At 72.7% G+C, this 25782-nt stretch carries 26 protein-coding genes; 3 read left to right on the top strand and 23 right to left on the bottom strand.

Annotated elements, in window-relative coordinates; all coding sequences use genetic code 11:
- Positions 1-88 precede the first annotated feature (88 nt).
- From ACZ4FH_RS14720 to ACZ4FH_RS14685, 8 genes are all read right to left on the bottom strand, one after another.
- A complete protein-coding gene (locus tag ACZ4FH_RS14720; RefSeq protein ID WP_383638348.1) occupies positions 89-337 on the bottom strand; it encodes a WhiB family transcriptional regulator in 249 nt (82 codons plus the stop codon).
- A gap of 125 nt (positions 338-462) precedes the next feature.
- Positions 463-1536, bottom strand: a complete 1074-nt coding sequence (locus ACZ4FH_RS14715; RefSeq protein ID WP_467304824.1) for an LLM class flavin-dependent oxidoreductase — start codon at positions 1534-1536, stop codon at positions 463-465.
- A gap of 4 nt (positions 1537-1540) precedes the next feature.
- Entirely contained in the window at positions 1541-2428 is an 888-nt protein-coding gene (locus tag ACZ4FH_RS14710) for an ABC transporter substrate-binding protein (RefSeq protein ID WP_467304822.1), read from the bottom strand.
- Entirely contained in the window at positions 2429-3208 is a 780-nt protein-coding gene (locus tag ACZ4FH_RS14705; RefSeq protein ID WP_467304820.1) for an ABC transporter ATP-binding protein, read from the bottom strand.
- Positions 3205-4095 (bottom strand): ABC transporter permease, encoded by an 891-nt coding sequence (locus ACZ4FH_RS14700; RefSeq protein WP_467304819.1) that lies wholly within the window; start codon positions 4093-4095, stop codon positions 3205-3207. The genes ACZ4FH_RS14705 and ACZ4FH_RS14700 overlap by 4 nt, the downstream gene beginning before the upstream one ends.
- Positions 4092-5114 (bottom strand): NrtA/SsuA/CpmA family ABC transporter substrate-binding protein, encoded by a 1023-nt coding sequence (locus ACZ4FH_RS14695; protein ID WP_467304818.1) that lies wholly within the window; start codon positions 5112-5114, stop codon positions 4092-4094. Before ACZ4FH_RS14695 ends, ACZ4FH_RS14700 begins: the two co-directional genes overlap by 4 nt.
- Before the next feature lie 2 nt (positions 5115-5116).
- Positions 5117-6139, bottom strand: coding sequence for an ABC transporter substrate-binding protein (locus ACZ4FH_RS14690; RefSeq protein WP_467304816.1), 1023 nt, complete (start codon positions 6137-6139; stop codon positions 5117-5119).
- A gap of 190 nt (positions 6140-6329) precedes the next feature.
- Positions 6330-6440, bottom strand: a complete 111-nt coding sequence (locus tag ACZ4FH_RS14685; protein WP_467304814.1) for a putative leader peptide — start codon at positions 6438-6440, stop codon at positions 6330-6332.
- A 198-nt stretch (positions 6441-6638) separates the two neighbouring features.
- Between ACZ4FH_RS14685 and ACZ4FH_RS14680 the strand changes: the two genes are divergently transcribed.
- Entirely contained in the window at positions 6639-7421 is a 783-nt protein-coding gene (locus ACZ4FH_RS14680) for an IclR family transcriptional regulator (RefSeq protein ID WP_467304812.1), read from the top strand.
- 105 nt (positions 7422-7526) lie between these two features.
- Complete coding sequence (locus tag ACZ4FH_RS14675) at positions 7527-9698, top strand: DEAD/DEAH box helicase (protein ID WP_467304810.1); 2172 nt, start codon at positions 7527-7529, stop codon at positions 9696-9698.
- A gap of 10 nt (positions 9699-9708) precedes the next feature.
- Here ACZ4FH_RS14675 and ACZ4FH_RS14670 read toward each other — a convergent pair whose 3' ends face one another.
- From ACZ4FH_RS14670 to ligD, 3 genes are all read right to left on the bottom strand, one after another.
- Positions 9709-10719, bottom strand: coding sequence for a multicopper oxidase domain-containing protein (locus tag ACZ4FH_RS14670; protein ID WP_467304808.1), 1011 nt, complete (start codon positions 10717-10719; stop codon positions 9709-9711).
- 146 nt (positions 10720-10865) lie between these two features.
- Positions 10866-11969 carry an ABC transporter permease gene (locus tag ACZ4FH_RS14665; RefSeq protein ID WP_467304806.1) on the bottom strand — a complete coding sequence of 368 codons (1104 nt, stop codon included), beginning with the start codon at positions 11967-11969 and terminating at the stop codon, positions 10866-10868.
- Positions 11966-12988: a non-homologous end-joining DNA ligase gene (gene ligD, locus ACZ4FH_RS14660; protein WP_467304918.1), complete on the bottom strand. Its 1023-nt coding sequence runs from the start codon at positions 12986-12988 to the stop codon at positions 11966-11968. Before ligD ends, ACZ4FH_RS14665 begins: the two co-directional genes overlap by 4 nt.
- A 97-nt stretch (positions 12989-13085) precedes the next feature.
- Here ligD and ACZ4FH_RS14655 point away from each other — a divergent pair, with 97 nt between their 5' ends.
- Complete coding sequence (locus ACZ4FH_RS14655) at positions 13086-14144, top strand: ATP-dependent DNA ligase (protein WP_467304804.1); 1059 nt, start codon at positions 13086-13088, stop codon at positions 14142-14144.
- A 21-nt stretch (positions 14145-14165) separates the two neighbouring features.
- On the opposite strand, the gene ACZ4FH_RS14650 is transcribed toward ACZ4FH_RS14655, so the two are convergent.
- From ACZ4FH_RS14650 to ACZ4FH_RS14595, 12 genes are all read right to left on the bottom strand, one after another.
- The gene (locus ACZ4FH_RS14650) at positions 14166-15425 is read right to left on the bottom strand and encodes a lytic transglycosylase domain-containing protein (protein ID WP_467304803.1); all 1260 of its coding nucleotides are present in this window, start codon (positions 15423-15425) and stop codon (positions 14166-14168) included.
- A gap of 22 nt (positions 15426-15447) precedes the next feature.
- Complete coding sequence (locus ACZ4FH_RS14645) at positions 15448-16227, bottom strand: hypothetical protein (RefSeq protein WP_467304802.1); 780 nt, start codon at positions 16225-16227, stop codon at positions 15448-15450.
- A gap of 51 nt (positions 16228-16278) precedes the next feature.
- Complete coding sequence (locus tag ACZ4FH_RS14640; protein WP_467304800.1) at positions 16279-16809, bottom strand: nuclear transport factor 2 family protein; 531 nt, start codon at positions 16807-16809, stop codon at positions 16279-16281.
- A gap of 70 nt (positions 16810-16879) precedes the next feature.
- Positions 16880-17584, bottom strand: coding sequence for a hypothetical protein (locus tag ACZ4FH_RS14635; protein ID WP_467304798.1), 705 nt, complete (start codon positions 17582-17584; stop codon positions 16880-16882).
- The gene (locus ACZ4FH_RS14630) at positions 17581-18102 is read right to left on the bottom strand and encodes a hypothetical protein (RefSeq protein ID WP_383638398.1); all 522 of its coding nucleotides are present in this window, start codon (positions 18100-18102) and stop codon (positions 17581-17583) included. The genes ACZ4FH_RS14635 and ACZ4FH_RS14630 overlap by 4 nt, the downstream gene beginning before the upstream one ends.
- Entirely contained in the window at positions 18099-19358 is a 1260-nt protein-coding gene (locus ACZ4FH_RS14625; RefSeq protein WP_467304795.1) for an MCE family protein, read from the bottom strand. The genes ACZ4FH_RS14630 and ACZ4FH_RS14625 overlap by 4 nt, the downstream gene beginning before the upstream one ends.
- A complete protein-coding gene (locus tag ACZ4FH_RS14620) occupies positions 19355-20512 on the bottom strand; it encodes an MCE family protein (RefSeq protein WP_467304794.1) in 1158 nt (385 codons plus the stop codon). Before ACZ4FH_RS14620 ends, ACZ4FH_RS14625 begins: the two co-directional genes overlap by 4 nt.
- Positions 20509-21621: an MCE family protein gene (locus tag ACZ4FH_RS14615; RefSeq protein WP_467304792.1), complete on the bottom strand. Its 1113-nt coding sequence runs from the start codon at positions 21619-21621 to the stop codon at positions 20509-20511. The genes ACZ4FH_RS14620 and ACZ4FH_RS14615 overlap by 4 nt, the downstream gene beginning before the upstream one ends.
- A 1-nt stretch (position 21622) precedes the next feature.
- A complete protein-coding gene (locus ACZ4FH_RS14610) occupies positions 21623-22642 on the bottom strand; it encodes an MCE family protein (protein WP_467304790.1) in 1020 nt (339 codons plus the stop codon).
- A complete protein-coding gene (locus tag ACZ4FH_RS14605) occupies positions 22639-23673 on the bottom strand; it encodes an MCE family protein (RefSeq protein ID WP_467304789.1) in 1035 nt (344 codons plus the stop codon). Before ACZ4FH_RS14605 ends, ACZ4FH_RS14610 begins: the two co-directional genes overlap by 4 nt.
- Positions 23670-24977, bottom strand: coding sequence for an MCE family protein (locus ACZ4FH_RS14600; RefSeq protein WP_383638416.1), 1308 nt, complete (start codon positions 24975-24977; stop codon positions 23670-23672). The genes ACZ4FH_RS14605 and ACZ4FH_RS14600 overlap by 4 nt, the downstream gene beginning before the upstream one ends.
- The gene (locus ACZ4FH_RS14595; RefSeq protein ID WP_383638418.1) at positions 24977-25780 is read right to left on the bottom strand and encodes an MlaE family ABC transporter permease; all 804 of its coding nucleotides are present in this window, start codon (positions 25778-25780) and stop codon (positions 24977-24979) included. Before ACZ4FH_RS14595 ends, ACZ4FH_RS14600 begins: the two co-directional genes overlap by 1 nt.
- Between the last annotated feature and the right edge of the window lie 2 nt (positions 25781-25782).

Genomic DNA, 25782 nt, shown 5'->3' with positions numbered 1-25782 from the left:
CCGGGGACCCGCGGGACGATGTACGGAAGGCCGAAGTCTCGCACGGGCGGGTGCGGTTCACACCCGCCCGGTGCGCGCGGCGGGCGGATCAGGCGTTGGTGACTCTGCGCAGTTGGTCGCGCTCCTTCTCGGAGAGACCGCCCCAGACGCCGAAGCGCTCGTCGTTGTCGAGTGCGTACTCCAGACAGGCCTGGCGTCCTTCGCAGGCGTTGCAGAGCTGCTTGGCCTCACGGGTGGAGCTGCCGGGAGCGGGGAAGAAGAACTCGGGCCCGGTCTGCGCGCACAGCGCCGTCTCCTGCCAGGCGCGAGCGGGGTCGGCCGCGGTGTTGATCAGCATGGGCCATACAGTGCCGTGCCGCGATAAACGACTGATCAACGATCCATGGCGCGTCGGCGGAACGGGGGACGGCACCGCGCGAACCGGAGGCGTACGGGACGGGGCCGTACGCCTCCGGCCGCGGCTCAGCGGGTGACGCCGAGGGCCGGGAGCACCGTCTCCGCGACCCGGTAGGCCTCCTCCAGCAGCGGATTGCCGGAGAGGATGAAGGTGTCGACGCCCAGGTCCTCGAATTCCTTCAGCCGCTCCACGACCTGGGCCGTCGAACCGACCACGGCGGTGCCGGGACCCGGCCGGAACAGGCTCATGCCCGGCCACATGTTCGGGTGGACCTCCAGTTCGCGGGCGCGGGCGGGGACCTTGCCGCCGTGCTGGCGGAACTGCCGCTGCCAGCCCACCCCGTCCTCGCCGGCCCGGTCGCCGAGCTGCCGGGCGTACGTCGCCTCGCTCGTGACGTCGAGGAGCCGGTCGGCCGCGGCCCAGGCCTCGTCCTCGGTGTCGCGGACGATCAGGTGCAGCCGCAGCCCGATGCGGAGGGTCCGGCCGTACGCGGCGGCCCTGGCCCGCACCTTCGCCAGTTTCTCCTTCAGCAGATGGGGCGGCTCGCCCCAGGTGAGGAAGACGTCGACGTGCTGGGCCGCCATCTCGATGCCGGGGTCCGAGGAGCCGCCGAACCAGAGCGGGACGGGCCCGTCCTGGACGGGTTTCAGCTCCCCGAAGGAGGCCCCGGCGTTCTTCAGGTCGTAGAAGCGGCCCTTGTGGTCGAAGACCTCGCCGGCCGTGAGCCGCTTCACGATCGACCAGTACTCGGCGCTCAGCTCGTACCGCTCGTCGTGCTCCACGTGGAGTCCGTACTCCCGCAGGGCCTGTGTGGACCCGTTCACCACGTTGAAGCGGAGCCGGCCGCCGAAGAGCGTGTCGAAGGTGAGGGCCGTCTTGGCCAGCAGCGTGGGCGCGATCAGCCCCGGGTGGACGGCGAGCAGTGGCTTGAACCGGGTGCTGGTGGCGGCGGCGAGCGCGCTGCCGAGCGGCCAGACGTCGTAGAGGTCGGTGGCCAGGAGCGCCCCGCTGTAGCCGAGGCGTTCGACGGCTCCGGCGAGCCGGGTCAGATAGCCGAGGTCGACCGGGCGTCTGCCCTCGGGCTCCCAGGGATAGGCGCCCTCGCGCGGGATGACGTACCAGAGGACTTCTGTCGCCATGTCGTCATACCGCCTTGTCGGTGGCGGCCCGCGCGCGGGCGTGCGCGACGGTGACCGGGCGGTCGATGAACCCGGTGCGGTGGAAGATGTCGGCGGCCTCCTGCTGCTCGGCGAGGAAGGCGTCGCCGACGGGTTCGATCGCCCAGGGCAGGGAGGCGAGCGCGGTCTCCCAGTCGTCGGCCGAGCCGCCGAGGTCCGCGGCGGCGATCTCGGCCGCCTGCCGGGGGTGTGCGGCGGCCCAGGCGTCGGCGCGCTCCAGCGCCCGGGTCAGCGCCTCGACGGCCTCGGGGCGGGATTCTGCCAGCTCGCGGCGGGTGAAGAAGACGGAGCGGTCGCTGATGACGTCGCCGGTGCGGATCAGGGTGCGCAGTCCGCCGGTGCGGCGGGCCGCGGCCAGTTCGGCGCCCTGGGCGACCCAGGCGGCGATCCTGCCGGTGCGCAGCAGCCGCTCGCTGTCGGGGCCGGAGCGGACGGCGGTGATGTCGTCGGCGTACGAGAGTCCCGCGTCGTCCAGGGCCTTGGCGACGAGATGGGTCTGCCAGGAGCCGATCGCCAGGTGCACGGTGGTGCCCTTGAGGTCGGCGGCCGAGGTCAGGGGGCTGTCCTCGGGGACGAGGAGCGCGCCGTGTTCGGGGCGCGGGGCGGAGACGGCGGTGTAGACGATGTCGTGTCCGGCGGCCTGGGCGGTGACCGGCGGGGTGGATCCGGTGCCGCCGAAGTCGATGACGCCCCGGGACAGCAGCTCTCCGGTGCGGACGCCGTTGGTGTACGGGTGGAAGACGACGGTCTCGCCGAGCGGGGCCAGTTCCTCCTGGGCGAAGCCGAGACGGGAGAGGTGGTAGAGGTAGTAGAGGGACGGGTTGCTGCTGTGGACACCGATGGTGAGGGTCATTCAGATCACTCCGGCTTCGGTTCGTTCGGGGGACGGCGGGACGGGTGGTGCGGTGGACGGTCCGGCGGGCGGCCGGGCCGTCGGTGCGGTCTCGACGCCGAGGTCGGCGAGGAGCCTGCGGCGCAGGGCCGCGAAGGCGGGGTCGCCGGGGTCGCGGGGGCGTGCGACGGTGACGGGTTCGTCGGTGACCAGCCGGCCGTCGCGCAGGACGGCGACGCGGTCGGCGAGCCGGACGGCCTCGTCCACGTCATGGGTGACCAGCAGCACGGCGGGCCGGTGGCGGCGGCACAGCTCCCCGACGAGGTCCTGCATCTTCAGCCGGGTCAGCGCGTCGAGCGCGGCGAACGGCTCGTCGAGCAGCAGGAGTTCGGGCTCCCGGACCAGGGCGCGGGCGAGGGCGACCCGCTGGGCCTCGCCGCCGGACAGGGTGGCGGGCCAGGCCGTCGCGTGGCGTTCGAGGCCGACCTCGGCCAGGGCCCGCAGCCCGTCGGCCGCCCGGCCGCGGGGCAGCGCGACGGTGACGTTGGCGAGGACCCGCTTGGAGGGGACGAGGCGCGGTTCCTGGAAGACGATCGTGCGGGCCTCGGGGACCAGCACCTCTCCCCCGTCGGCGCCGTCGAGGGCGCCGAGGATGCGCAGCAGGGTCGTCTTCCCGCTGCCGCTCGCGCCGAGCAGGGCGACGAACTCGCCGCGGGCGATGTCGAGCCGGAGCCCGTCGAGGACGGCCCGGCCGTCGAAGACCCGGCTCAGGTTCCGCACGTGGACGGCGGCGGAGCTCATCGGACCGCTCCCTTCCGGGTGCGCCACGGCATCAGCAGGCGTTCCAGGAGCCGTACGACGATGTCGGCGGTGAGCCCGAGGAGTCCGTAGACGAGGATGCAGACGGCGAGGACGTCGGTGCGGGCGTAGCTCTGGGCCTGGGACATCAGATAGCCGATGCCGGCGGTGGCGTTGATCTCCTCGGCGGCGATCAGCGCGATGACGCTGAGCGTCATCGACAGCCGCAGTCCGGCGAGCAGGGACGGCAGGGCGCCGGGCAGGACGACCTCGCGGACCAGGGCGAGCCGGCCCATCCCGAAGCTGCGCACGGCCTCGACGAGTTTCGGGTCCGTGTTCCGCACCCCGCTCGCCGTGGACACGTACATCGGGAAGGTGGTGGCGACGGCGATGAGGAGGATCTTGGCCGTCTCGTTGATGCCGAACCAGACCATGAACAGCGGGACCAGGGAGAGGAACGGGATGGTGCGCAGGGTCTGGAGCGAGGAGTCGAGGAGTTCGTCGCCGAGGCGGGTGAAGCCGGTGGTGATGCCGAGGGTCAGTCCGGCGGCGAGTCCGACGAGGAGGCCGAGGCCGGAGCGGGTGAGGGAGGTGGTGAGGGCGTCGGGCAACTGCCCGTTGCCCCACAGCTCCCGTACCGCGCGCAGGACGTCGGCGGGCGAGGCGAGGACGTCGGGGGTGAGCAGTCCGGTGGCGGAGGCCGCCCACCACAGGACCAGCAGGGCGACGGGGCCGAGCGCGCGGACGGTGACCGCGTAGGCGCGTCCGCGCGGCCGGCCGGTGCGGGGGCGGGGCCGGACGAGCCCGGCGAGGGCGTCCGGCTCCGTGCGCCCTCCGTCGCCCGGCAGCACGCCGGTTCCGGTCTTCGGACCGATGGCGGGGCCGCTCATCCCAGGGTCTCCACGTCCAGCAGGTGCGCGACGACGTCGACCTCGGTGCGGGTGACCTTCTGTTCGGCGTAGAAGGCGGCGACGGCCTTGAAGCGGGTGATGTCCTCGGGGCCGATGGGGTCGACGGTGCCGCCCTTGGCGGTGAATTCCGTCTGGACCTCCTCGGCCCGGCCGGTGACGGCGGTGGGGCCGACGTCGGTGAAGACATTGAGGTACGCGGCGGGGTTCCGCTTCTCCTCGGCGCTGGCGTCGTGGAGGTACCGGTAGAGCGCCTTGACGACCTCGGGGTGCTGTGCGGCGAACTCCGTACGGACGGCGTTGAGGCTGTAGTTGTCGGAGCCGATCGCCGCGCCGTCGGCGACGAAGTGGGCCTTGCCGCCGCCGATCTCGGCGACGGCGTAGGTGGCCCAGACGGCCCAGGCGTCGACCTTGCCCGCGTTGAACACGGCCGCCGTCTGGTCCGGCCGCAGATAGACCCGGGTCACCCGGTCGGCCGGGATCCCGGCCTTGGCGAGGGCCTTGAGCAGCAGGTACTCCCCGGTGCCGCCCTGGTTGACGGCGACCTTCCTCCCGACGAGGTCGGCGATCGAGCGGATGCCGGAGCCGTCGCGCACGAGGATGCCCTCGCCGGCGGCGTCCGGGGCGACGGCGGTGAAGAACTTGAATCCGGGGCGCTGGGCGAGCGAGGTGATGCCGGAGGTGATGGAGCCGGTGGCGATGTCCAGCTGACCGGCGTTCATCGCCTGGGCGGCGGGGGCGAACGGGCCGGCGCTGCCGGTCCACTTCACCTCGGCGCCGACCTTGGAGAGGGCCTTGTCGAGGCTGCCGTCCTTCTTGCCCCGGGCGAGCACTCCGGAGTTGCCGGGGTCGGGGATGCGGACGGTCACGGTGGCCCGGCCGCCCGGTCCGTCCTGGGCGCTGTCGGCCTCGGAGGTGCCGCAGGCGGTGAGGGCGAGGAGCGCGGAGACCGTGAGGAGGGCCGCGGCGGCGGCCGTACGCGGGGAGCGGGCGAGATGCATGGTCAGGGGGTCCTCTGGTCTCGTGGGGCGGTGGCGGCACGGGCGAGCCCGGCCGCGCGGTGCAGGGGGCCGGGGTCGGCCCAGGCGGCGATGTCGACGGGCTCGGGCAGGAAGCCGTGGGCGCGGAGCCCGGCCTCCTGCGCGGTGAGCAGGGCGAGGCGGTCGGCGGACAGATCGGGGTGGAGGGTCAGATGGGTGCCGGGCCGGTAGGCGCCGGCGACTCCGTCGGCGCCGGCCCCGGTCTCGGCGCCGAGGATCCGGGCGACCTCGCCGGGCTGTCCCGCCGCCCAGTCGGCGGCCTTCAGCAGGACGGCCAGGAAGCGGTCGACCAGGCCGGGGTGTTCGTCCAGGAGCCGCTGGTGGACGGTGAGGGGGCGCGGGGTTCCGTTGTTGACGCGGTGGAGGCGGTCGGGCAGCGCGTCGAGTTCCACGGCGACCTCGGCCCCGGCCCGGCGGGCCGCCTCGACGGCCAGTGCGCCCTTCACGTACACGGCGTCGACGTCGCCGCGTCGCAGCGCCTCCAGTTCGGCCGCCCACTGGCCGGGTCGGCCGTCGGCGGGCACCTCGACGAGGACGGCGTCCTCCCAGGTCAGTCCGGCGGAGGCGAGCGCGCCCTCGAATCCGCGCAGCGCCATGGCGCGCCAGAAGTCGATGGCCAGATCGTGGCGGGGCACGGCGAGCCGTCGTCCGCGCAGCGCCTCGGCGCCCCGGATGCCGGAGCCGGGCGCGACCAGGACGGTCTGCCGCTCCTCGATCCAGGTGAGGCCGATCAGCCGGGTGCGCTCCCCGCGTGAACGGGCCCACAGCGCGGGCACGTTGCCGCCCTCCCGGAAGAGGCCGGGCAGCGCGTGGGTGTAGTGCGCGGCGCGGTCGGCGCCGGGGGCGGCGTCCTGGAGCGAGCGTACGGAGATGCCGTCGGCGGCGAACTCCTCGGTGAACCACCGCCGGTCGGCCGCGATGCCGGTGGCGGTGGGTACGGGACAGCGGGTGAACCAGAGGGTGTCGGGCAGGGCGGCGGACGGCATGGGTCCTCCCGGGAGTTCGGCGGGGCGGGGACGGCGACGGGCACGGCGGGGCGCGGCACGGCGTACGGGCGCGGCGGACCGTCACCTCCGGGTGCGCGCGGTGCGGCGCTCCGGTGCGCGGACGGGGGTGCGGGTGCGTACGGCGGGACGCGTCAGACGACGGGACCGGCCGGGGGCGGTGCGGGAAGGGTCAGCGACAGGCGGCGCTGGACACGCGGGCCAGGTCGATGTGACGGCGCAGCGTGAGGGCGAGGAGGAGCGGGGCGGTGCGGGCGGGTGACGCGGACCGGCGGCCGGCCATGGCACTGCTCCCTTCTGCTCGTCGGTGGTGACGGACCGCAGCCTGCCACGGCGGCGCGCACGCCCACAACTCGCTTCCCATGATGTGGGACCGGGCGTGAACACAGTGTTTCACCAGGGGGTTTCGGCCCGGTGCGGCTGCCGCCATATGACACGGTCGAGACCTCCCCACCCCATGAACGCGAGCGGAGAGTGACCTATGACCGAGGCCGCGGCAGAGCGCGCGCCCGCCGGGGCGCAGGCGGTCCGGCGCGCCCTGGACGTCCTGCACTGCTTCCACGACAACGGCCCGGATCTGAGCGCGTCGGACCTGGCGCGCCGGCTCTCGCTCTCGGCGTCGACCGCGCACCGGCTGGCCCGCACCCTGCTCGGCGCCGGCTTTCTGGAGCAGGACGCCCGGACCTCCCGGTACCGGCTCGGTCCGGCCGTGACGGAGCTGGGCCGGCTCTCGTACCACCAGCGGGGTCTGCATCTGGCCGCGCCCGAGCTGGCCGATCTCGCCGGGCGCACCGGGGCCACCGCCGATCTGGCGCTGCGCAGCGGTCCGCACGCGGTGATCGTCGCGGGCGGTTCGGTGACGCCGAAGGTCGGGCTGCGCCGGCCGCTGCACTCGACCGCGCTGGGCAAGGTCCTGCTGGCGTGGGCGCGGCCGGGCGAGGGCGGGCCCGCCACACTGCCTCCGCTGCCCGCGTTCACCGATCGGACGATCGTCGAACCCGCCGCCCTGGAGGCCGAGTTGGCCCGGGTCCGGGCGGCGGCCCACGCGGTCAACGACGGGGAGTCCGCGTACGGCGTGCGGACGCTGGCGGTGCCGGTGCTGGACGGTGCCGGGTACGCCCGCTTCGCCCTGGCCGTGCGGGCCACCCCGTCGGTGATCACCGAGGCGCGCCGGGACTGGTTCCTGGCGCGGGCCCGGTCCTGCGCCCGTGCCCTGGAGGTGCTGCTGCTGCCCCCGGGCGAGCGCCGGCCGCCCGCCGGCTGACCGGGCCTCCGCCGCCCCGGCCCGCGCCGCATGGGACGATATGTGCGCTCCGGGCGGTCGCCTGGCACAGCGGCGGCACGAGGTGCGGGGACGGTAAGGACGTACATGGCTGAGGGCGGGTCCACGGACAGCGGGGCACCGACCGGGCGGGCGGCCCGGGAGCTGCTGACGCGGGCCGACGGACTCCTCGCGGCGGCCCGTGCGGTGCTGGCGGACCACGAGCGTGCGGTCGCGGCCGTGCGCACGGCCCTCGATCCGCTGCTGGACGCGCTGGTGCGGCAGGATCTGGCCGCCATCCCGGTGTCCCGGCTGAAGGACGTCACGGAGGGCCGGCTGCGGATCGGCGCGGTCGAGCAGGCCGGTTTCACGACGGTCGGCCAGGTGTACGCGGCCAGTCGCTACGAGCTCCGCCAGATCCCAGGGGTCGGTGCGCAGACCGCCGACCAGACGCTGGCCGCCGCGGCCCGTATCGCGCACGCGGTCCGGGACACCGTCGCCCTGCGGATAGACGTGGACGCCCCCGACGACGCCACGACGGCCCTGGTCACCGCCGTGTACCGGCTGGTGGCCGCGGGCCCGGACGTTCGGCGGGCGGTGGACGGGGCGCGGCGGCTCTCCGACCGGCTCGGCCCGCTGCTGACCGCGGCCGCTCCGGCGCGGGGACGGCTGCGGCTGGTCTTCGCCCGGCGGCGGGTGCGGGCCGGCGCCCTGGAGGCCGTGGCCTCGGTGCGGGACGCCGTGGCGGACGCGCGGGAGCGGGAGCTGCCGCTGCTGTTCGGTCAGGTCTCCGTCGATCTGCTGCGGGACCCGGAGTCGCCGGTCGCCGCGTGGGTGGACTTCGAGCTGCGGTCGGCGGAGTACTACAGCCTGCTGGCGGAGCTGTCGGGCACCGGGCCGGACCGGGACGCGGCCGAGGGCTTCCTGCCGTCGGGCATGGCGGACCGGGTGCGGGGGCTGCGGCTGGACGACGCCCGGCTGCGGGTGTCGCTGCGCGGCTACCAGTCGTTCGGCGCCCGTTTCGCGCTGGCGCAGAAGCGGGTGATCCTCGGCGACGAGATGGGGCTCGGCAAGACCGTGCAGGCGATCGCCGCGCTCGCGCATCTGGCGGCGCGCGGGGAGACGCACTTCCTGGTGGTGTGCCCGGCGAGCGTGCTGATCAACTGGGCGCGGGAGGTCCGGGCCCGTTCCACGCTGCGGGCCCTGCCGGTGCACGGGCCGGAGCGCGCGGCGGCGTTCGCCGAGTGGCGGGCGTCCGGCGGGGTGGCGCTGACCACCTTCGACGGGCTGCACACCCTGGAGCCGGGCGGGGTGCGGCCCGGGATGCTCGTCGTCGACGAGGCGCACTACGTGAAGAATCCGGAGACCCGGCGGTCCCGGGCGGTGGCCGGCTGGTCGCGGCGGACCGAGCACGTGCTGTTCCTGACCGGCACGCCGATGGAGAACCGGGTGGAGGAGTTCCGCAGCCTGGTCCGCCAGTTGCGGCCCGAGCTGGCGCCCGCGGTCACCCCGACGCACGGCGCGGCCGGCTCCCAGGCGTTCCGCCGCGCCGTCGCCCCGGCCTATCTGCGCCGCAACCAGCAGGACGTGCTCACCGAACTCCCGGCGCTGGTCCAGGTGGACGAGTGGGAGGAGTTCAGCGAGGCGGACCGGGCGGCCTATCACGAGGCGGTGGCGGCCGGGCACTTCATGGGGATGCGACGCGCGGCGTACGCGTGTCCGGACCGCTCCGCCAAGCTCCAGCGGCTGCGCGAGCTGGTCGCGGAGGCCGCGGAGAACGGGGCGAAGGTCGTGGTGTTCTCGTACTTCCGCGAGGTGCTGGAGACCGTGCGCGAGGCGCTGGGCGAGGGGGTGTTCGGGCCGCTGACCGGCAGTGTCGAGGCGGGGCGGCGGCAGCGGCTGATCGACGGTTTCGCCGACGCGCGCGGGCACGCGGTGCTGCTGAGCCAGATCCAGGCCGGCGGCGTCGGGCTGAACATGCAGGCCGCGTCGGTGGTGATCCTGTGCGAGCCGCAGCTCAAGCCGACGACCGAGCACCAGGCGGTGGCCCGGGTGCACCGGATGGGCCAGATACGGACGGTCCAGGTGCACCGGCTGCTCGCGACGGACAGCGTCGACCAGCGGATGCTGGACATCCTGGCCCGCAAGGAGCGGCTGTTCGACGCCTACGCGCGGCGCAGCGATGTCGCCGAGACGACGCCGGACGCGGTGGACGTCTCGGACGGCTCGCTGGCCCGGCGCATCGTGGAGGAGGAGCAACGGCGCCTCGGGTCCGGCTGACCGGAGGGGCTCAGTGCCGGTGTCCCGAGGGGGACGCGGACGCTTCGGGGGACGGTGGCGCGGGGGCGGTCTGCGCCTCGTGGCCGGGCATCGAGCCGTCCGGGTTCCTCACGAACAGCATGCCGCCCATCCCCCGGTCGGCGTGGCTCTGCACATGGCAGTGGTACATCCAGGCCCCGGGGCCCACGTGTTCGCCCGCGATCACCTGGAAGCCGAAGGAGTCGGCCGGTCCGACGATCTTGGTGTCGACGACGCGGCTGGGGTCGTCGGGGCCGGTGAGCATGCCCGTGCGGTTGTCGGCCCAGCGGTGACCGTGCAGATGGAAGGTGTGGTAGAAGTCGCCGTGCGTGATCATGACGACTTCGAGGCGTTCGCCGAGGGTGACGTCGAAGTCCGGGGTGTGGCCGGCCGGGGTGTTGTTGATCGACATGTCGTTGAAGACGATGGCGATCGTCCGGTCGGGCAGGAGGTCGCCCCGGCGGCGGACGACGAGCGGGCCGTAGAGCCCCTTGCGGATGCCGCCGGTGCCGTGGTCCGAGCCGACGGCGTGGTCGTGGTAGTGCCAGTAGCCGGCGCTGCCGGACCGCCAGGTGCCGTCGTGGTGGCGGCCGGGGGTGTGGGTGCGCCAGGTGTAGGTGCGGGTGGCGCCCGGTTCGACGGTGCTCCGGTTCATCCGGGTGCCGTCGCTCGCGGTGTCGTAGTCGACGCCGTGGGCGTGCAGCCCGGCGGGGACGTCCAGGGTGTTCACGAACTCGATGTGCAGGGTGTCGCCCTCCACGATCTCGATGAGGGGCCCCGGTACGGTCGCCTTCCCCTTCTCCAGCCCGTAGCCCATCCGGCCGTCGGGCAGTTGCTCCACGTACATCCGCATCCGCCGGACCGCTCCCCCGGCGCCCGCCCGCCGGGGCGGGTGCGGCCGGGCGGCCGCCTCCGTCCGGGGGAGGGCCAGCGACGTCACCCCGGCCGCCGCGGCCGCGCCGCCGCCCATGAGCATCCGCCGGCTGAAGCTTCTACGGTCCATGTCGAACTCCCCACTGCCGGGCGAGCACGCCCGGGGTTCCGCGACGGGCCGTGAACAGCCCGGGGCACATTGCTCACCCACCGTAAGGAATCTGTCCGTTTCCGCCTGGAACGGACATGGGCGAGTCGCGAAACGGTCGTCGGGGATCAGCCTGCCGGGGCCGCGTGCTCGGGTTCGCGGTCGCGGCCCCCGGGGTGGCGGTGGCGCCACACCCAGAAGACGGTGCAGGAGACCAGGCACCAGCCCGCGAGCACCAGGTACGGGAAGAGCCGCTGGTGGCCCTGGTAGTAGACGGCGGTGTGCTGGGCGTTGACGGAGGCGCCCGGGGGCAGCCAGCGGCCGATGTGCCCGAGCAGCGAGGGCAGCAGCGGCCAGGACACCGCCCCGCCCGAGGAGGGGTTGCCCAGCAACACCATGACGCCCCAGGTCGGGAGCATCGCCCAGCGGCCCAGCAGGGTGTTGAACATGGTGAAGACCATGCCGGAGGTGAACATGGTGAAGGCGAGGATCGCCCAGGACTCGGCGAACGGCAGATCGACGGCGCCCAGCAGCCAGTCGACCACCGCCGCGATCGCGAAGGCGCCGAGCAGCGAGTAGGCGACGGTGAACGCGATGCGTTCCAGGGGGACAAGGCCGCGGGCGTGCACGCTGAGCTGGATGGAGCCGACGAACCCCACGATCACGGCGGCGAGCGAGATGTAGAAGAGCGCGAGCCCGCGCGGGTCGCCCTTCTGGAGCGGTTTGACGTCCGTCACCGCGACCGGCAGTCCCAGCGTGTCCCCGACCTTGACGGCCGACTCCGCGAGCAGTTGGGCGACGGCCGCGCCGGAGGCCCCGGCCACCTGGAGCGAGACCCCGGCCGGACCGGAGCGCACGATCGCGAAGACCTCCTGCTCCTCCAGCGCCTCGCGCGCCGCCTCGGGCGTCGCGAAGACATGGATGACGAGCGAGGCGTCGAGCGCCTTGTCCATCCCGGCGACGAACTCCCGGCCCCGGTCGGTCTCCGGATCGGTGACCACGGCGGTGGGGATGCGGTGCGGGGTGGGGTTGGCCATGGCGTACGTGTAGGAGCCGGCGAACAGTCCGGCGGCGGCCGCGAGGATGAACAGCAGGACCGTCGCCGGGAAGTACGGGGACGCCTTGAAGGAGGCCCACCTCTGGCGGGCGTCCGGCGTCCGGCCGTGCGCACCGTGGGGGCCGGCGCTCTCCGGGCCGTGCTGCGCGTCGGCCCCCGGCTCCGGACCGCTCATGCGCTCGCGTCCCCGGTCTCCTCGTCCTCATGGCGGGCCCGGCTGGGCTGCACCCGCTTCGGCTCGCCCGGCATCTTGGGGTACTCCGGCGGATAGGGCATGTCGCCCAGCCCCCGGTCCTTCTCGTCGCGGTCGGCCAGCTCCAGCAGCGCGTCCAGCCGGAACGCCTCCTGCTCCATGTCCGCGTGCACATCGCCCCGTTCCGCGTACCGCGCCGGCATCGTGCGGATGTCGAAGTCGCGGGGCTCGACGTCGTCGATCTCGTCCCAGCTGAGCGGGGCCGAGACCGGGGCGTGCGGGCGGGGGCGCACGGAGTACGCGGAGGCGATCGTGCGGTCCCGAGCGGTCTGGTTGAAGTCGACGAAGATCCGTTCGCCCCGCTCCTCCTTCCACCAGGCGGTGGTCACCCGGTCGGGCATCCGGCGTTCCAGGGCGCGCCCGGCGGCGATGGTCGCGCGGCGGACCTCGGTGAAGGTCCAGCGCGCCTCGATGGGCACGAACACGTGGATGCCGCGTCCGCCGGAGGTCTTGGGCCAGCCGCGCAGCCCGTGGTCCTCCAGCACGGAACGCAGTTCGCGGGCGGCCGCGACGGCGTCGGCGTAGTCGGTGCCGGGCTGCGGGTCGAGGTCGATGCGCAGTTCGTCGGGGTGGTCGGTGTCGTCGGCCCGGACCGTCCAGGGGTGGAAGGTGAGCGTGCCCAGATTGGCCGCCCAGAGGACGGCGGCCACCTCGGTCGGGCAGATCTCGTGGGCGGTGCGCCCGCTGGGGAAGGCGATCTCGGCGGTGGGGATCCAGTCGGGGAGGTTCTTCGGAGCGCGCTTCTGGTAGAAGAACTCGCCCTCGACGCCGTCCACGAACCGCTGGAGGGTGGTGGGCCGGTTGCGCAGGGCCCGCAGGATTCCCGGGCCGACGGCGAGGAAGTACTCCGCCACGTCCCGCTTGGTGTATCCCTTCGCCGGAAAGTAGACCTTGTCCGGGTTGGACAGCCGGACCGCCCGCCCGGCCGCGTCCAGCTCCACCGCTCTGCCCGCTGCTGCCATGTCGGCCACGCTAGGCCGGGCACACATATGCCGCATATCGGAGGACTCAGGTGGCCGTACGGTCCACAATCGAGGCATGGACCTGCCGGTGATGCCGCCTCTGAAGCCGATGCTCGCCAAGGCCGTGAAGAAGATCCCGCCCGGGATGCAGTACGAGGCGAAGTGGGACGGCTTCCGGGCGATCGTGCACCGGGACGGCGACGAGGTCGTGATCGGCAGCAGGACCGGCAAACCGCTCACCCGCTACTTCCCCGAGCTGGTCACCGCGGTCCGCGACCACCTCCCGCCCCGGTGCGTCGTGGACGGCGAGGTCGTCGTCGCGCACGAGGGACGGCTGGACTTCGACCGGCTGAGCGAGCGCATCCATCCCGCGGACTCCCGGGTGCGGCTGCTGGCCGAGCGGACCCCGGCGAGCCTGGTCGCCTTCGATCTGCTGGCGCTCGGCGACGACTCGCTGATGGGGATGCGCCAGTCGGAGCGGCGCACCGTGCTGGAGGCCGCCCTCGCGGCGTCCGGCCCCCCGGTGCACCTCGCCCCGGCGACCACCGACCCCGAAGTGGCCCGGGAGTGGTTCGAACGGTACGAGGGGGCGGGGCTCGACGGCGTGGTGGCCAAACCGCTGGATCTCCCCTACCGGCCGGACACCCGGGCGATGTACAAGATCAAGCACGAGCGGACCGCCGACGTCGTCGTGGCCGGCTACCGCTTCCACAAGAGCGGCCCGGTCGTGGGCTCGCTGCTGCTCGGCCTGTACGACGACGCGGGCGTCCTCCAGCACGTGGGCGTCTGCGCCGCCTTCCCGATGAAACGGCGCGCGGAGCTGGTCACCGAACTGGAGCCGCTGGTGACGGACGCGGCCGGCCACCCCTGGGGCGCGTGGGCGGACGCCGAGGCGCACGAGCACTCCCGGATGCCCGGCGCCCCGAGCCGCTGGTCCGGGAAGAAGGACATGACGTGGGTGGCGGTGCGTCCGGAGCGGGTCTGCGAGGTCGCGTACGACCACATGGAGGGCGACCGCTTCCGGCACACCGCCCAGTTCCGCCGGTGGCGCCCGGACCGCACCCCTTCCGGCTGCACCTACGCGCAGCTGGAAGAGGTGGTGCGCTACGACCTGGCCTCGGTGCTCTCGGGCTGAGCACGGCGGCCCGGCGCGTCCTCAGGCGGCGGGCGTCTCCGTCGGGCAGGGCTCCGTGCTTCCGGTGGGGTCGGCCGACGGGTCGGGGGTCGTTCCGGTGGTGTCCGTCGGATCGGGTGACGGGCAGCCGGTCTCCCCCGGGTCGGGGGTCGTGCCGGGATCGGGGGTGGTGCCCGGGTCGGGCGTGGTGCCGGGGTCGGTGGGATCGGGGGTGCCGGGGTCCGTGGGGTCCGGGGTGCCCGGGTCCGTGGGGTCGGGGGTGCCGGGGCCGGTGGGGTTGCCCGGTTCCGGGGACTCGGTGCCGGCCGAGGGGCCGGTGCCCGGGTCGACGGTGCCGGGGGTGGTCGGGCGCGTGGGGTGGCCGGGCTGCGGGCCGACCTGGATGCCGCCGCCACTGCCGCTCTGGGCCGGTTCGGTGCCGGGGCCGCCCACCGCGTGCTCGGGCTCGGTGGGGCCGCCGGCCCCCGGGCTCCTCGGGACGACGCCCTTGCCGTCGGGCACCACATGGACACCGCTGCGGTAGAACTCCAGCCAGGACAGCACGGTCCGCAGATAGGTGTCCGAGTGGTTGTAGCTCAGGACCGCACGGTCGAGGTCGGCGGAGACCGCGAGATCGCGGCCGCCCGCGCAGAGGTAGGCCCCCGCGGCGAGCGAGGCGTCGTAGACGTTGCTCGGGTCGCTGATCCCGTCGCCGTTCCCGTCCCTCGCCCAGTGCGCCCAGGTCGAGGGGATGAACTGCATGGGGCCGACCGCCCGGTCGTACGTCTTGTCCCCGTCGTACGCCCCGCCGTCGGTGTCCGGGATCTCGGCGAAGCCCACGCCGTTGAGCACCGGGCCCAGGATCGGGGTGAGGGTGGTCCCCCGGGCGTCGACCCGGCCGCCCGCCGCGTGCCCGGACTCGACCTTGCCGATGGCGGCCAGCAGCTGCCAGGGCAGCCGGCAGCCGGGGTCGTCGCGCCGCAGCCGGCTCTCCGCGTCCCGGTAGGCGGCGAGCACCGTGGACGGGATGCCCGCCTGGGCCCACGACTGGACGGCAGCCTTGTTCTGCTTGGCCCCCGGCTTCGGCGGCTCCGGGCTCTTCAGGGGCGGGAGTTCGGTGTGGTACGAGTCGTCGTTGGGGACCTCGGACCAGCGGACCTCGTCCGTCCCGGTGTTCTGCCGCCGCGCCGTGTCCTCGTGGGCGGCGGTGCCCGGTGCCTGGGACGCGGTGAGCGCCGCCATCGCGGCGACGGCGGCCGCGGTGCCGCCGAGTCCGCGGCGCATGGTGCCGTTGAACCTCATGCGTGCTCTCCTCTCCCCCGGGTCACCGGGTGAACGTATCGATGGCGGATATCCGCCAGGTGCCTCCCCGGCGAACGGCGTCCACGGCGAACATGGCCGCCGCGTACGTGGTCTCCTCCGACGTGCCCGTACGGGTGTTGCGCTGGTCCGCGAAGACGAGGAGCCGGGCCCGGTCGCCGTCCAGGAGTTCCACGCCGCTCTCGGTGACGGTCGTGGTGAGGACCAGCTTCTGCTTGGGCGCCTGGGCCCGGACGGCGGCGAGCATGTCGGTGTGCTGCCCGACCGCCTTGCCCGTCAGGTACTTCTTCACCGCCGCCTCGGACTTGGCCGGTGAGGCGTAGTCGTACGAGAACACGGCCCCGACGGCCTCGGTGATCTGGCCCTTCACCTCGCTGGTGCGGCTGATGTCGGTGAGCGCGGTGTTCTGCCGGCTCGGATCGTCGCGCAGGCTGCCGGACTCGGTGAACGCCCAGGCGGCGAAGGCCCCGAGGAGCACGGTGGCGGCGCAGAGCACGGCGGGCAGCGTGACGCGCAGACGCGGCCGGGCGCGGCCGGTCCTCTTCTCGCCGGCCTCCTTCTCCGCCGTGTTCTCCCCGTCGGGGTCCGCGGGCTTTGCGGGCGCGTCGTCGCCGTCGGTCCCGTCCGGGCCGGCGAGCGCGTCCGCGGCGGTGTCGTCGTGGGTGGTCCCGGACTCGGTGTCCGGCTCTGCGGGTCTGTGCGGGGCGGTGGGCGCGGCGGCGCGATCGGCGGCGACGGTGGCCAGACGGCGCTGCCGGTTGACGAGGTGACGGGTCGTCGACATGTCCGGGGGTCCTCTCGGTGCGGGGTGGCGGGCGGGGGCGTCGGCGGCCGCTCAGCCGGCGGTGTTGCCGACGGGCGCCTGGCCGAGGGCGCTGAGCTTCCACCCGTCGGGGGTGCGGGTGAGCTGTCCCAGCATCCGGCTCTCCTTCACCGCGGGCTTCCCCTTGGGGGCGGTCACGGTGACGCGCAGGGCCACCATGACGCCCGCCCGGCCGGCCCGTTCGTCGAGTTCGGTGACCGCGCCGGAGAGCACCTTGGCGGTGCTGACCGTCTTCGCCTCCTGGATCTGCTTCACGAACCCGTCGCGTCCGTCCACGAGTTGCTGGTGCAGGTCTCCGGTGGTGGAGTCCTCCCAGACGTCGAGCCCCTGGGCGACCCGGGCGTGGTCGAGCGTGTTCATGTTCTGCACGGCCTGCTCGCCGGCGGCCAGCGCCTCGTCGCGGGCCCGCGCGTACGCCGCGGAGTCGTCGTGCTCCGCCTGGTACCAGGACACTCCGCCCCACCCCGCGGCGCAGGCCGCCGCCAGCGTCAGCACGATCGCCGTCGCCGTCAGCGGGTTCCTCGTCATCCGTGCCCGTGCCATCACTGCCTCTTCCTGCCGGCCGTTCCGTACTGTGCGTCTGTGCTGACGTGCCCCGGGGGGCGCCCGTCCGTCATCGGGGGTCGATCGCGACGATCGTCCAGTGCCCTTCCCTGAGCTGGGCGGTCACGGAGAGCTGGGCCGCCGCGCGGGAGGCGGGCTTGTCCTTGCGCTCGTAGACCTGGTCGAGGAAGACCAGGAGATGGGCGCTGTCGCGGGTGAGCCGGGTGACACCGGCGCGCACGACATGGGTGGTGAGGGTGAGCTTCTGGTCGGCGGACTGCTTCTCGACCTGCCCGAAGAGCGCCGCGTACTGCTGGAGCGCCTTGCCGGCCAGATAGCGCTGGGCGGACTCCTTGGTGGCGGCGGTCTCGCCGGGGCCGTAGGAGAAGACCTTGCCGAGCGCGTTGGTGACCTCGCCGGCGACCTGGGTGGTGGCCGCGCTGTCGGTCAGGGCGAGGTTGTCCGTGGCGGGGGTGTCGCGCAGTTGCCGTCCCGCGACGTAGAAGACGGCACCGGCCGCGAGCAGGACGACCGCCAGCAGCGCGCCGACGGAGCGCGTCCAGCGACGCCGGGGGCGGGCCCCGGCCTCGTCGTCGGCCGCGTCGACGGCCTCGGGGGCATCGGAGGCCTCCGAGGTGTCGGAGGCGTCCGGGACCTCGGCGGCGGCCGGCTCCGGATCCGGCTCCCGCTCCGTGTCCACGGCTTCCGGGGCGTCGACGGGCTCCTCCGGCGATGCCTTCGCCAGGTCGGTCGTGGTTCCGCTCTTGGGGCTCATGCGCCGCTCCCTATGCCGAGTGCCGTGAGCGCCTTGACCTTCCAGCCGTCGCCGGTCCGGGCCAGGGTGGCCTCGAAGCGTTTGCGTTCGGTGGCGGGCTTTCCGCCGCGCGGGGTGACCTCGATGTCGACGGTGGCGATCATCAGAGCCGTGCCGCTGCGCGCGTCGACCTCGGTGAGCGCCGCGTCGGTGACCTTGCCCCGGGCCGTGGTGCCGGACTTCTTCAGCTCGGCGGCGTCCTTGGCGCGGGTGCGGGCGAGCTGGTCGTGGAACGGTCCGGTGGAGGAGTCCAGCCAGGAGGCGAGTCCGGCGTCGACGCTCGCCGCGTCCTTGCCGTCCAGGCTGTTGAGCCGGGCCAGTCCCGCCCTGCCGTCCGCGAGCGCGGCGTCCCGGCTCTTGGCGTACGCCAGATCGTCGTCGCCCCGGGCGCGGGCGTACGACCAGCCGCCGAGGCCGCAGACCAGGGCCGCGACGAGCAGCACCGCCCAGCCGCCGAGCGCGCGTCCGCCGGCCCTCATGCGCCGCTCCCCGTGCCGAGGCCCAGGAGTCCGGCCATGCCGTCGACCGGGGCGCCGGAGTCCGCCGTCACCCCGAGCGCGCCGGGCAGCCGGTCGCTGTCGCCGGGCAGCGGCAGGGTGCCGGGCCTGGCCGGTGCGGGCAGCGGGCCGCCCTTCGGGGCGTTGGCGCTGCCCCGGACGTTGATGCCGGTGCCGGGCGAGGAGGCGCAGCGGGCCTTGGTGTTGACGGCGGGGCCCGGTGAGGTGTCGAGGCCGTTGCGGTAGGTCGTACCGCCGTAGCCGGAGGTGCAGGGCAGCGGTTCGAAGAAGGTGATCGACATGCCGAACCGGGCTCCGTCCTCGTCGACGGCGCTGGCGCCGGCGGCCACGACGGCGGGGAGCTTCACGAGCAGTTCCTCCAGTCCGCGCTGCCGGGTGACGGCGACGTCCGAGGTGGTGAGGAGGTTGGCGACGACCACGCCGAAGGCCGGGTCGAGATCGCGCAGCAGCCCGCTGATCTGGCCGGTGGCGTCGGGGGTGACGGCGATGAGCTTGCGCAGATCGGTGTCGGATCCCTTGAGCTGCTCGGCGAGTTCCTTGGCCCCGGAGGCGAAGCCCTTGAGGGCCTGGCCCTGTTCGACCTGGGTGCGCAGCACCTTCTCGCCGTCCTCCATGAGCTTGGTGTTGACGGGGAGGGCGTCGTCGGCCGCCTGGACGAAGTCGCTTCCGGTGTCCAGGAGGACCTGGAGGTCGTCGCCCCGGCCGGTGAAGGCGGTGCCGAACTCGTCGACGACGGTGCGCAGGGATTCCAGGTCGACGGAGGAGGCGAGGTCGTTGACGCTGGTGAGGACGTTGGTCACCGGGGCGGGGACGGTGGTCTCGGCCTGGTCGATGACCGATCCGTTGGCGAGGAAGGGGCCCTCGTTGCGGGCCGGCCTCAGGTCGACGTACTGCTCGCCGACGGCGGAGAGGCTGGCGACGACGGCCTTGAGGTCGTCGGGGATGTCCGGGGCGGACTTGTCGATGCGCAGTTCGGCCTCGACTCCGTCGTCCGTGAGTTCGATGGGGCCGACCCGGCCGACGGAGACACCCCGGTAGGTGACGTTGGAGTGGGTGAACAGGCCTCCGGTGCGCGGGAGTTGCAGCTTGACGGTGTAGTAGTCGCGCATGCCGACGTAGTGGCCGAGATCGGCGTAGCGGATGCCGAGGAAGCCGAGCACCAGCACGGCGATGATCAGGAAGGCGAGGTTCTTCAGCCGGATGGCGAGGGTGATCATCGGGTGCTCCCGTCCGGGGCCGAGGACGTGGTGGGAGCCGTGGTGGCGGGCAGCGGCAGCGGCAGGGCCGCGCCGCCCGCCGTGGTCTTCGCGCCGGCCGGGGTGTCCGGGTCCGGCTCGTAGGCGGGGATGATCTGGGTGCCCGGTACGGCGGTGAGGTCCAGGTACACGTTGAGGTAGTCGCCCTTCACGCCGCGCAGCACCTCGTCCGTGAACGGGTAGGTGAGCAGCACCTGGAGGGAGTCGGGCAGGTCCTTGCCGGAGTCGGCCAGGGCCCGCAGCGTGGGGGCGATGGCCTTCAGGTCGGCGATGGTGTCCGCCTTGGACTTGTTGATGGTGGTGACGGCGACGCCGGAGAGGGTGTCGAGCGAGCGGAGCATGGTCATCAGGGAGCCGCGCTGCTTCTCCAGCACCTTCATGCCGGGGCTGAGCTTGGTGAGGACCGTGCCGACGTCCTGTTTGCGGGTGGCGAGCGTGGTGGCGAGCCGGTTGACGCCGTCGAGAGCGGCGGTGATGTCGCCGCGGTGGTCGTCGAGGTTGGTGACGAGCGTGTCGACCTGGTGGAGCATGGACTTGACCTGGGGTTCCCGCCCGGTCAGGGCCTTGTTCAGCTCGGTGGTGATGGTCTTGAGCTGCTGGACGCCGCCGCCGTTGAGGAGCATGGACAGGGCGCCGAACACCTCCTCCACCTCGGGGTTGCGGTTGGTGCGGGCGAGCGGGATGCGGTCGCCGGAGGCCAGGGTGCCGACGGCGGTGCCCTTGGCGGGGGGCGAGAGCTGGACGTACTTCTCGCCGAGGAGGCTGGACTGCTCCAGGTGGGCGTAGGCGTTGGCCGGGAGCTTGATCTTCCCGTTGACCTTCATGGTGACCCGGGCCTGCCAGGTGTCCGGGGCGAGGGAGATCTTGGTGACGCGGCCGACGGCGACGTCGTTGACCTTCACCGAGGACTGCGGGGCGAGGCTGAGCACGTCCGCGAAGTCGGCGGTAATCTCGTACGGATGGTCGCCGAGGTCGGCGCCGCCGGGCAGCGGGATGTCCTCGATGCCGGTGAAGCTGGGTGCGCCGCAGCCGGTGAGGAGCAGGGTGCAGCTCAGGCCGAGGGTGACCAGGGTGAGGCCCGGCAGGGCCCGGGGCCGGCGCGGGGTCCGGTTCATCGGGTGGCCCCCTTCGTGTCGTCGCCGCTCTTCGCCGCGGCGTCCTTCGGTGTGCCGTAGACCGTGCCGACGGCGGGCAGCGGCAGGACGGGCAGGTCCTCCTGGCGCGCCGTGTCCACGGGTTCGAGGCCCTGGAGGACGGGGAGCCGGCCCATGCTGAGCTCGTTGAGGTCGGTCCTGCCGTTGAGCGTGCGGTTCGCCGGGTCGTAGGCGTTGAGCACGTTGCCCGCGGCGAGCGGCAGGACGTCCATCGACTCGGCGAGCGAGGCGCGCTGGTCGACGAGGGTCTGGGTGATCGGCACGAGGGCGTCCACGTTCTTCTTCAGTTCGCCCCGGTTGTCCTTGATGAAGGTCTTGACCTGGGCGAGCGCGGTGCCGAGTTCCTTGAGGGCGGCGCCCAGGTTCTGCTTGTCGTCGGCGAGGAAGCCGGTGACGGTGTTCAGCTGGTCCTCGGCGGCGCGCACATTGCCGTCGTTGTCCTTGAGCATGGTGGTGAAGGACTGGAGGTAGGCGAGCGTGTCGAAGAGGTTGCCACTGCTCTTGTCGAGCGTCTTGGTGGCCTTGCCGAACTGTTCGATGGAGTCGCCGATGTCCTTGCCGTTGCCCTTGAGGTTCTTGGCCCCGGTGTCCAGGAGTCCGGCGAAGGCGCCCTGGGCGTTCGCCCCGTCGGGGCCGAGCGCGGTGGAGAGTTCGGTGATGGACTCGTAGAGCTGGTCCACCTCGATGGGGGTGGCGTTGTTCGCGGCGGGCAGTTGGGCCCCGTCGGCGAGGACCGCTCCCCCGGTGTAGACGGGGGTGAGCTGGACGTACCGGTCGGCGACGAGGCTGGGGGCGACGACGACGGCGTGGGCGTCCCGGGGGACCTGGACGCCCTTGTCGAGGCGGAGGACGACCTTGACCTCCTTGCCGCGGGGCTTGACCGATTCGACGGAGCCGACCTTGACGCCGAGGATCCGCAGGTCGGAGCCGGCGTAGATGCCCGTGGCCCGGTCGAAGTAGGCCGTGACGGTGGTGGTGCCCTCCTCGTCCAGGGCCATGACCCCGGTGGTGGCCGCGACGGCCACGACGGCGAGGCCGGCGCCGATCCCGATGACGCGGGTGAGTCTCATCTCAGCTCCCGCCTTCCTGCTTGGGAGGCATGCAGCCGGTGGCGGGCGGGGTGTCCGCGGGCAGGTAGTTCTTCGGGACGACGCCGCAGACGTAGTTGTCGAACCAGCGGCCGTTGCCGAGGGTGTTGCCGACCAGCCGGTTGTACGAGCCGGCCAGCGAGAGCACCTTGTCGAGGCTCTTGCGGTTCTTGTTCAGGACGGCGGTGACCCGGCCGAGCGCCTTGAGGGTGGGCTTCAGCTGCTTGTTGTTGTCGGCGACGAGCCCGGTGAGCTGGGTGCCCAGATCGCGGGTGCCGGTGAGCAGCAGATGGATGGAGTCGCGGCGGGCCTGGATCTCGCCGAGGAGCAGATTGCCGTCCTGGAGCAGCGTCTCGAATCCGCTCTTCTTGCTGTCGAGGGTCTTGGTGAGCTGTTTGCTGCCCTTGAGCAGGGTGGCGAGCTGCGCGTCGCGTTCGGAGACGGTCTTCGACAGGGCGGACAGTCCCTGGGCGGCGCTCTTCACGTCGGGCGGGGAGTCCTTGAAGGTGGCGGAGATCGTCTCGAAGCTCTTGGCGAGCTGTTCGGTGTCGATCTCCCCGATGGTCTCGCCCAGTCCGTTGAAGGCCTGGGTGACGTCGTACGGGGAGGTGGTGCGGCTCGACGTGATGCGCTCGTCCGGGTTCTGCGGGGACTCGCCGAGCGGGTCGACGGCGAGGTACTTGTCGCCGAGGAGCGTCTTGATGGCGATGCCGACGGTGCTGGCGTTGCCGATCCAGGCGTCCTTCACCTCGAAGGTGACCTTCACCTTGGCGCCGTCCAGGGAGACCCCGGTGACCTTGCCGACCTTCACCCCGGCGATGCGGACCTCGTCGCCCTCGTCGAGTCCGGCGGACTCGGTGAAGTCGGCGCTGTAGGTGGTGCCGCCGCCGATGAAGGGCAGCGAGTCGGCGCGGTAGGCGCCGTAGCCGAGGAGGGCGAGCACGAGCAGTCCGACGACGCCGACGGCGACGGGGTTGCGGTGGCGCAGCGGCTTGATTCTCATGAGGTGCACCTCGCCGGATCGGTGATCTCGATGCCGGTGGGCGGGGTGCTGCCGTCGCTGGTCGTCACACCGCTGACCTTGGCCTCGCAGAGGTAGAGGTTGAGCCAGGAGCCGTACGAGGTGAGGCGGGTGATCGCCGCCATCTTCTGCGGGGTCCTGGTCAGGAAGTTCTCGATCTGGGGCTGGTTGTCGGCCAGGTTCTTCGAGAGCCGGCCCAGCTCCTTGATGTCCTTCTTGAGCGGGGCCCGTCCGTCCTGGAAGAGGTCGGCGGTGACGGTGGTGAGGGCGCCCATCGCGGTGACGGCCTGGCCGAGCGGCTTGCGGTCGCCGGCGAAGCCGGTGACGAGTTCCTGGAGCGTGTCGACGAGGTCGTCGAAGCCCGCCTCGCGGTCGTTGACGGTCTTCAGGACCGTGTTGAGGTTCTTGATCACCTCGCCGATCACCTTGTCCTTGGCGGCGACTGTGCCGGTCAGCGAGCCGACGTGCTGGAGGATGCTGTCGACGGTGCCGCCCTCGCCCTGGAGCACCTGGACGATGGAGCCGGCCAGCTGGTTGACGTCGGGCGGGGAGAGCCCTTCGAAGAGCGGCTGGAAGCCGTTGAAGAGCTGGGTGAGGTCCAGGGCCGGGGTGGTGCGGGAGAGCGGGATGGTGGCGCCCGGGGCGAAGCTCTCGCCGACGGGGCCCGTGCCCTGGCCGAGGTCGATGTAGCGCTGGCCGACCATGTTGAGGTACTTGATCGACGCGGTGACCGAGGCGGGCAGACTGCGGCCCTTCTGGACCGTGAAGGACACCTCGGCGAGCCGCCGGTCGGCGATCCTGACGGACTTCACCTGGCCGACCTTGACGCCGGCGATGCGGACGCTGTCGCCGACGATGAGGCCGGTGGCGTCGGTGAACCGGGCCCGGTACGAACGGGTGTCGCCGACCCCGGTGTTGGCGATGGACAGGCCGAGCACCGTGGTGGCCAGCACCGTGACCACGACGAACACGAGGGATTTCGCGAGCGGTCCCGCGAGGGAGCGGCGCTTCACTTGAGATTCACCTCCACACCGCGGAAGGCCGGTCCGATGAGCACGCTGCTCCACTCGGGCAGGGCCTGCGGCCGGACGTTCAGGGAGGGAGCGACGAGCTCGTTGACGAGCCGGCTCTCCTGCGGGGAGTTGGGCATGCCGAGCGAGGGGTTCGCGGCGGGCACTTCCTCCGGGGCCGCCTCGGTGTCCGCGCCGGAGGTTCGCAGTTCGGCGGAGGTCCGGGCGTCGGCGGTGGGGACGGTGTCACCGACGTAGGGGACGGAGTAGCAGCGCGGTCCGCCGGAGGCGTTGTAGACGGGGGTGTCCCGTCCGGCCACGTACTTCCCCTTGGAGGGCACGGTCTTCAGCGTGACGTGCAGGCCCGGTTCGTTCGTTCCCTTGCCGAGCGCCTTGTCCATGGCCGGGACGAAGCCGACGACGGTGCGCAGGGTGCAGGGGAATTCGGAGGAGTACTTCGCCAGGGTCTCCAGCGTCGGCCTGCCGGAGGCGGCGAGCCGGATGAGGTTGTCCTTGTTCTTCTGGAGGAACGCGGTGAAGTCCCGGGCGGAGGCCGTGGTGGACCCGTAGACGTCGGCCAGTTGCGCCTCCTGCTCGGCGAGGGTGCCGCTCGTGGTGGTGAAGTCGGTGAGGGCGTCCAGGACGTCGGGGGCGGCGTCCGCGTACAGCGTGCTCACCTTCACGAGCTGCTTGATGTCCTCGTTGAGCGTGGGGAGCTGGGGGTTGAACTTCTTGAGGTGGGCGTCGAGGGTGGTGAGCGTGTCGCCGAGCTTGTCGCCGCGGCCCTTCAGCGCCTCGGAGACGGCGTTGAGGGTGGCGGAGAGCTTCTCCGGCTTGACGGCGGTCAGCAGCGGCAGCACGTTGTCGAGGACCTGCTCCAGTTCCAGGGCGTTGCTGGAGCGGTCCTGCGGGATGACGTCCCCGGCCCGCAGCGTCTTCGTGGACGGGACGGCGGGCGGGACGAGCGCCACGAAGCGTTCGCCGAAGAGCGTGGTGGGCAGCATCTGGGCGGTGACGTCGGCGGGGACGCGGTCGAGCTTGTCGGGCTGGATCGCGAGGGTGAGGCGGGCTCCGTCTCCGTCGGCCTCGATCCGGCGGACCTGGCCGATGACGACGCCGCGCAGTTTCACGTCGGCGTTGTCGTGCATCTCGTTGCCGACGCTGGAGGCGCGGACGGTGACGGTCGCGTCGTCGGTGAACTTCTTGTCGTAGACGGCGACCGAGACCCAGATCAGCACGGCGGGGACGAGGAAGAAGGCGATCCCGGCGGTTCTGCGGCCGGCGGTCCGCGTGGTCCGGTTACTCATCAGCCGGCCACCTTCACGGTCGTCGTGGCGCCCCAGATGGCGAGGGAGAGGAAGAAGTCGGTGACGCTGATCAGCACGATGGCGTTGCGCACCGAGCGGCCGACGGCCACGCCCACCCCGGCGGGCCCGCCGCTGGCGTGGTAGCCGTAGTAGCAGTGCGCGAGGATCACCATCACGGAGAAGATGAGCACCTTGAGCACCGACAGCAGGACGTCCTGCGGGGAGAGGAAGAGATTGAAGTAGTGGTCGTACGTGCCCGCGGACTGGCCGTTGAACAGGACGGTGACGTAGCGGGAGGCGACGTACGAGGAGAGCAGCCCGATCGCGTAGAGCGGGATGATGGCGACGACCCCGGCGATGATGCGCGTGGTGACGAGGTAGGGCATGGAGCGCACGCCCATGGACTCCAGGCCGTCGACCTCCTCGTTGATCCGCATGGCGCCGAGCTGCGCGGTGAAGCCGGCGCCGACGGTCGCGGAGAGCGCGAGACCGGCGACGAGCGGGGCGATCTCGCGGGTGTTGAAGTACGCGGAGATGAAGCCGGTGAAGGCGGCGGTGCCGATCTGGTTGAGGGCGGCGTACCCCTGGAGGCCGACGACGGTGCCGGTGGCCAGCGTCATCGCGATCATCACGCCGATGGTGCCGCCGACGACCCCGAGGCCGCCGCTGCCGAAGGCGACCTCGGCCAGCAGCCGCTGCACCTCCTTGAGGTAGCGGCGCAGGGTGCGCGGGATCCAGAGCAGGGCCCGTACGTAGAAGGTGAGCTGGTCGCCGGAGCGGTCCAGCCAGCCGAGCATCGACATGG

The sequence above is a fragment of the Streptomyces sp. NPDC024555 genome (assembly GCF_055559335.1).
Note: the sequence above shows the minus strand (reverse complement) of the source record. Positions and strands in the feature narration are given on the sequence as shown.

Coding starts and splice junctions, on each gene's coding strand:
- ACZ4FH_RS14670 (WP_467304808.1), bottom strand. CDS start 10,719: ATGGACCGTAGAAGCTTCAGCCGGCGGATGCTCATGGGCGGCGGCGCG.
- ACZ4FH_RS14625 (WP_467304795.1), bottom strand. CDS start 19,358: ATGATCACCCTCGCCATCCGGCTGAAGAACCTCGCCTTCCTGATCATC.
- ACZ4FH_RS14705 (WP_467304820.1), bottom strand. CDS start 3,208: ATGAGCTCCGCCGCCGTCCACGTGCGGAACCTGAGCCGGGTCTTCGAC.
- ACZ4FH_RS14615 (WP_467304792.1), bottom strand. CDS start 21,621: ATGAGACTCACCCGCGTCATCGGGATCGGCGCCGGCCTCGCCGTCGTG.
- ACZ4FH_RS14595 (WP_383638418.1), bottom strand. CDS start 25,780: ATGTCGATGCTCGGCTGGCTGGACCGCTCCGGCGACCAGCTCACCTTC.
- ACZ4FH_RS14665 (WP_467304806.1), bottom strand. CDS start 11,969: ATGAGCGGTCCGGAGCCGGGGGCCGACGCGCAGCACGGCCCGGAGAGC.
- ACZ4FH_RS14650 (WP_467304803.1), bottom strand. CDS start 15,425: ATGAGGTTCAACGGCACCATGCGCCGCGGACTCGGCGGCACCGCGGCC.
- ACZ4FH_RS14695 (WP_467304818.1), bottom strand. CDS start 5,114: ATGCATCTCGCCCGCTCCCCGCGTACGGCCGCCGCCGCGGCCCTCCTC.
- ACZ4FH_RS14645 (WP_467304802.1), bottom strand. CDS start 16,227: ATGTCGACGACCCGTCACCTCGTCAACCGGCAGCGCCGTCTGGCCACC.
- ACZ4FH_RS14640 (WP_467304800.1), bottom strand. CDS start 16,809: ATGGCACGGGCACGGATGACGAGGAACCCGCTGACGGCGACGGCGATC.
- ACZ4FH_RS14720 (WP_383638348.1), bottom strand. CDS start 337: ATGCTGATCAACACCGCGGCCGACCCCGCTCGCGCCTGGCAGGAGACG.
- ACZ4FH_RS14680 (WP_467304812.1), top strand. CDS start 6,639: ATGACCGAGGCCGCGGCAGAGCGCGCGCCCGCCGGGGCGCAGGCGGTC.
- ACZ4FH_RS14600 (WP_383638416.1), bottom strand. CDS start 24,977: ATGAGTAACCGGACCACGCGGACCGCCGGCCGCAGAACCGCCGGGATC.
- ACZ4FH_RS14690 (WP_467304816.1), bottom strand. CDS start 6,139: ATGCCGTCCGCCGCCCTGCCCGACACCCTCTGGTTCACCCGCTGTCCC.
- ACZ4FH_RS14630 (WP_383638398.1), bottom strand. CDS start 18,102: ATGAGGGCCGGCGGACGCGCGCTCGGCGGCTGGGCGGTGCTGCTCGTC.
- ACZ4FH_RS14685 (WP_467304814.1), bottom strand. CDS start 6,440: ATGGCCGGCCGCCGGTCCGCGTCACCCGCCCGCACCGCCCCGCTCCTC.
- ACZ4FH_RS14610 (WP_467304790.1), bottom strand. CDS start 22,642: ATGAGAATCAAGCCGCTGCGCCACCGCAACCCCGTCGCCGTCGGCGTC.
- ACZ4FH_RS14635 (WP_467304798.1), bottom strand. CDS start 17,584: ATGAGCCCCAAGAGCGGAACCACGACCGACCTGGCGAAGGCATCGCCG.
- ACZ4FH_RS14710 (WP_467304822.1), bottom strand. CDS start 2,428: ATGACCCTCACCATCGGTGTCCACAGCAGCAACCCGTCCCTCTACTAC.
- ACZ4FH_RS14675 (WP_467304810.1), top strand. CDS start 7,527: ATGGCTGAGGGCGGGTCCACGGACAGCGGGGCACCGACCGGGCGGGCG.
- ACZ4FH_RS14655 (WP_467304804.1), top strand. CDS start 13,086: ATGGACCTGCCGGTGATGCCGCCTCTGAAGCCGATGCTCGCCAAGGCC.
- ACZ4FH_RS14700 (WP_467304819.1), bottom strand. CDS start 4,095: ATGAGCGGCCCCGCCATCGGTCCGAAGACCGGAACCGGCGTGCTGCCG.
- ACZ4FH_RS14620 (WP_467304794.1), bottom strand. CDS start 20,512: ATGAACCGGACCCCGCGCCGGCCCCGGGCCCTGCCGGGCCTCACCCTG.
- ACZ4FH_RS14715 (WP_467304824.1), bottom strand. CDS start 1,536: ATGGCGACAGAAGTCCTCTGGTACGTCATCCCGCGCGAGGGCGCCTAT.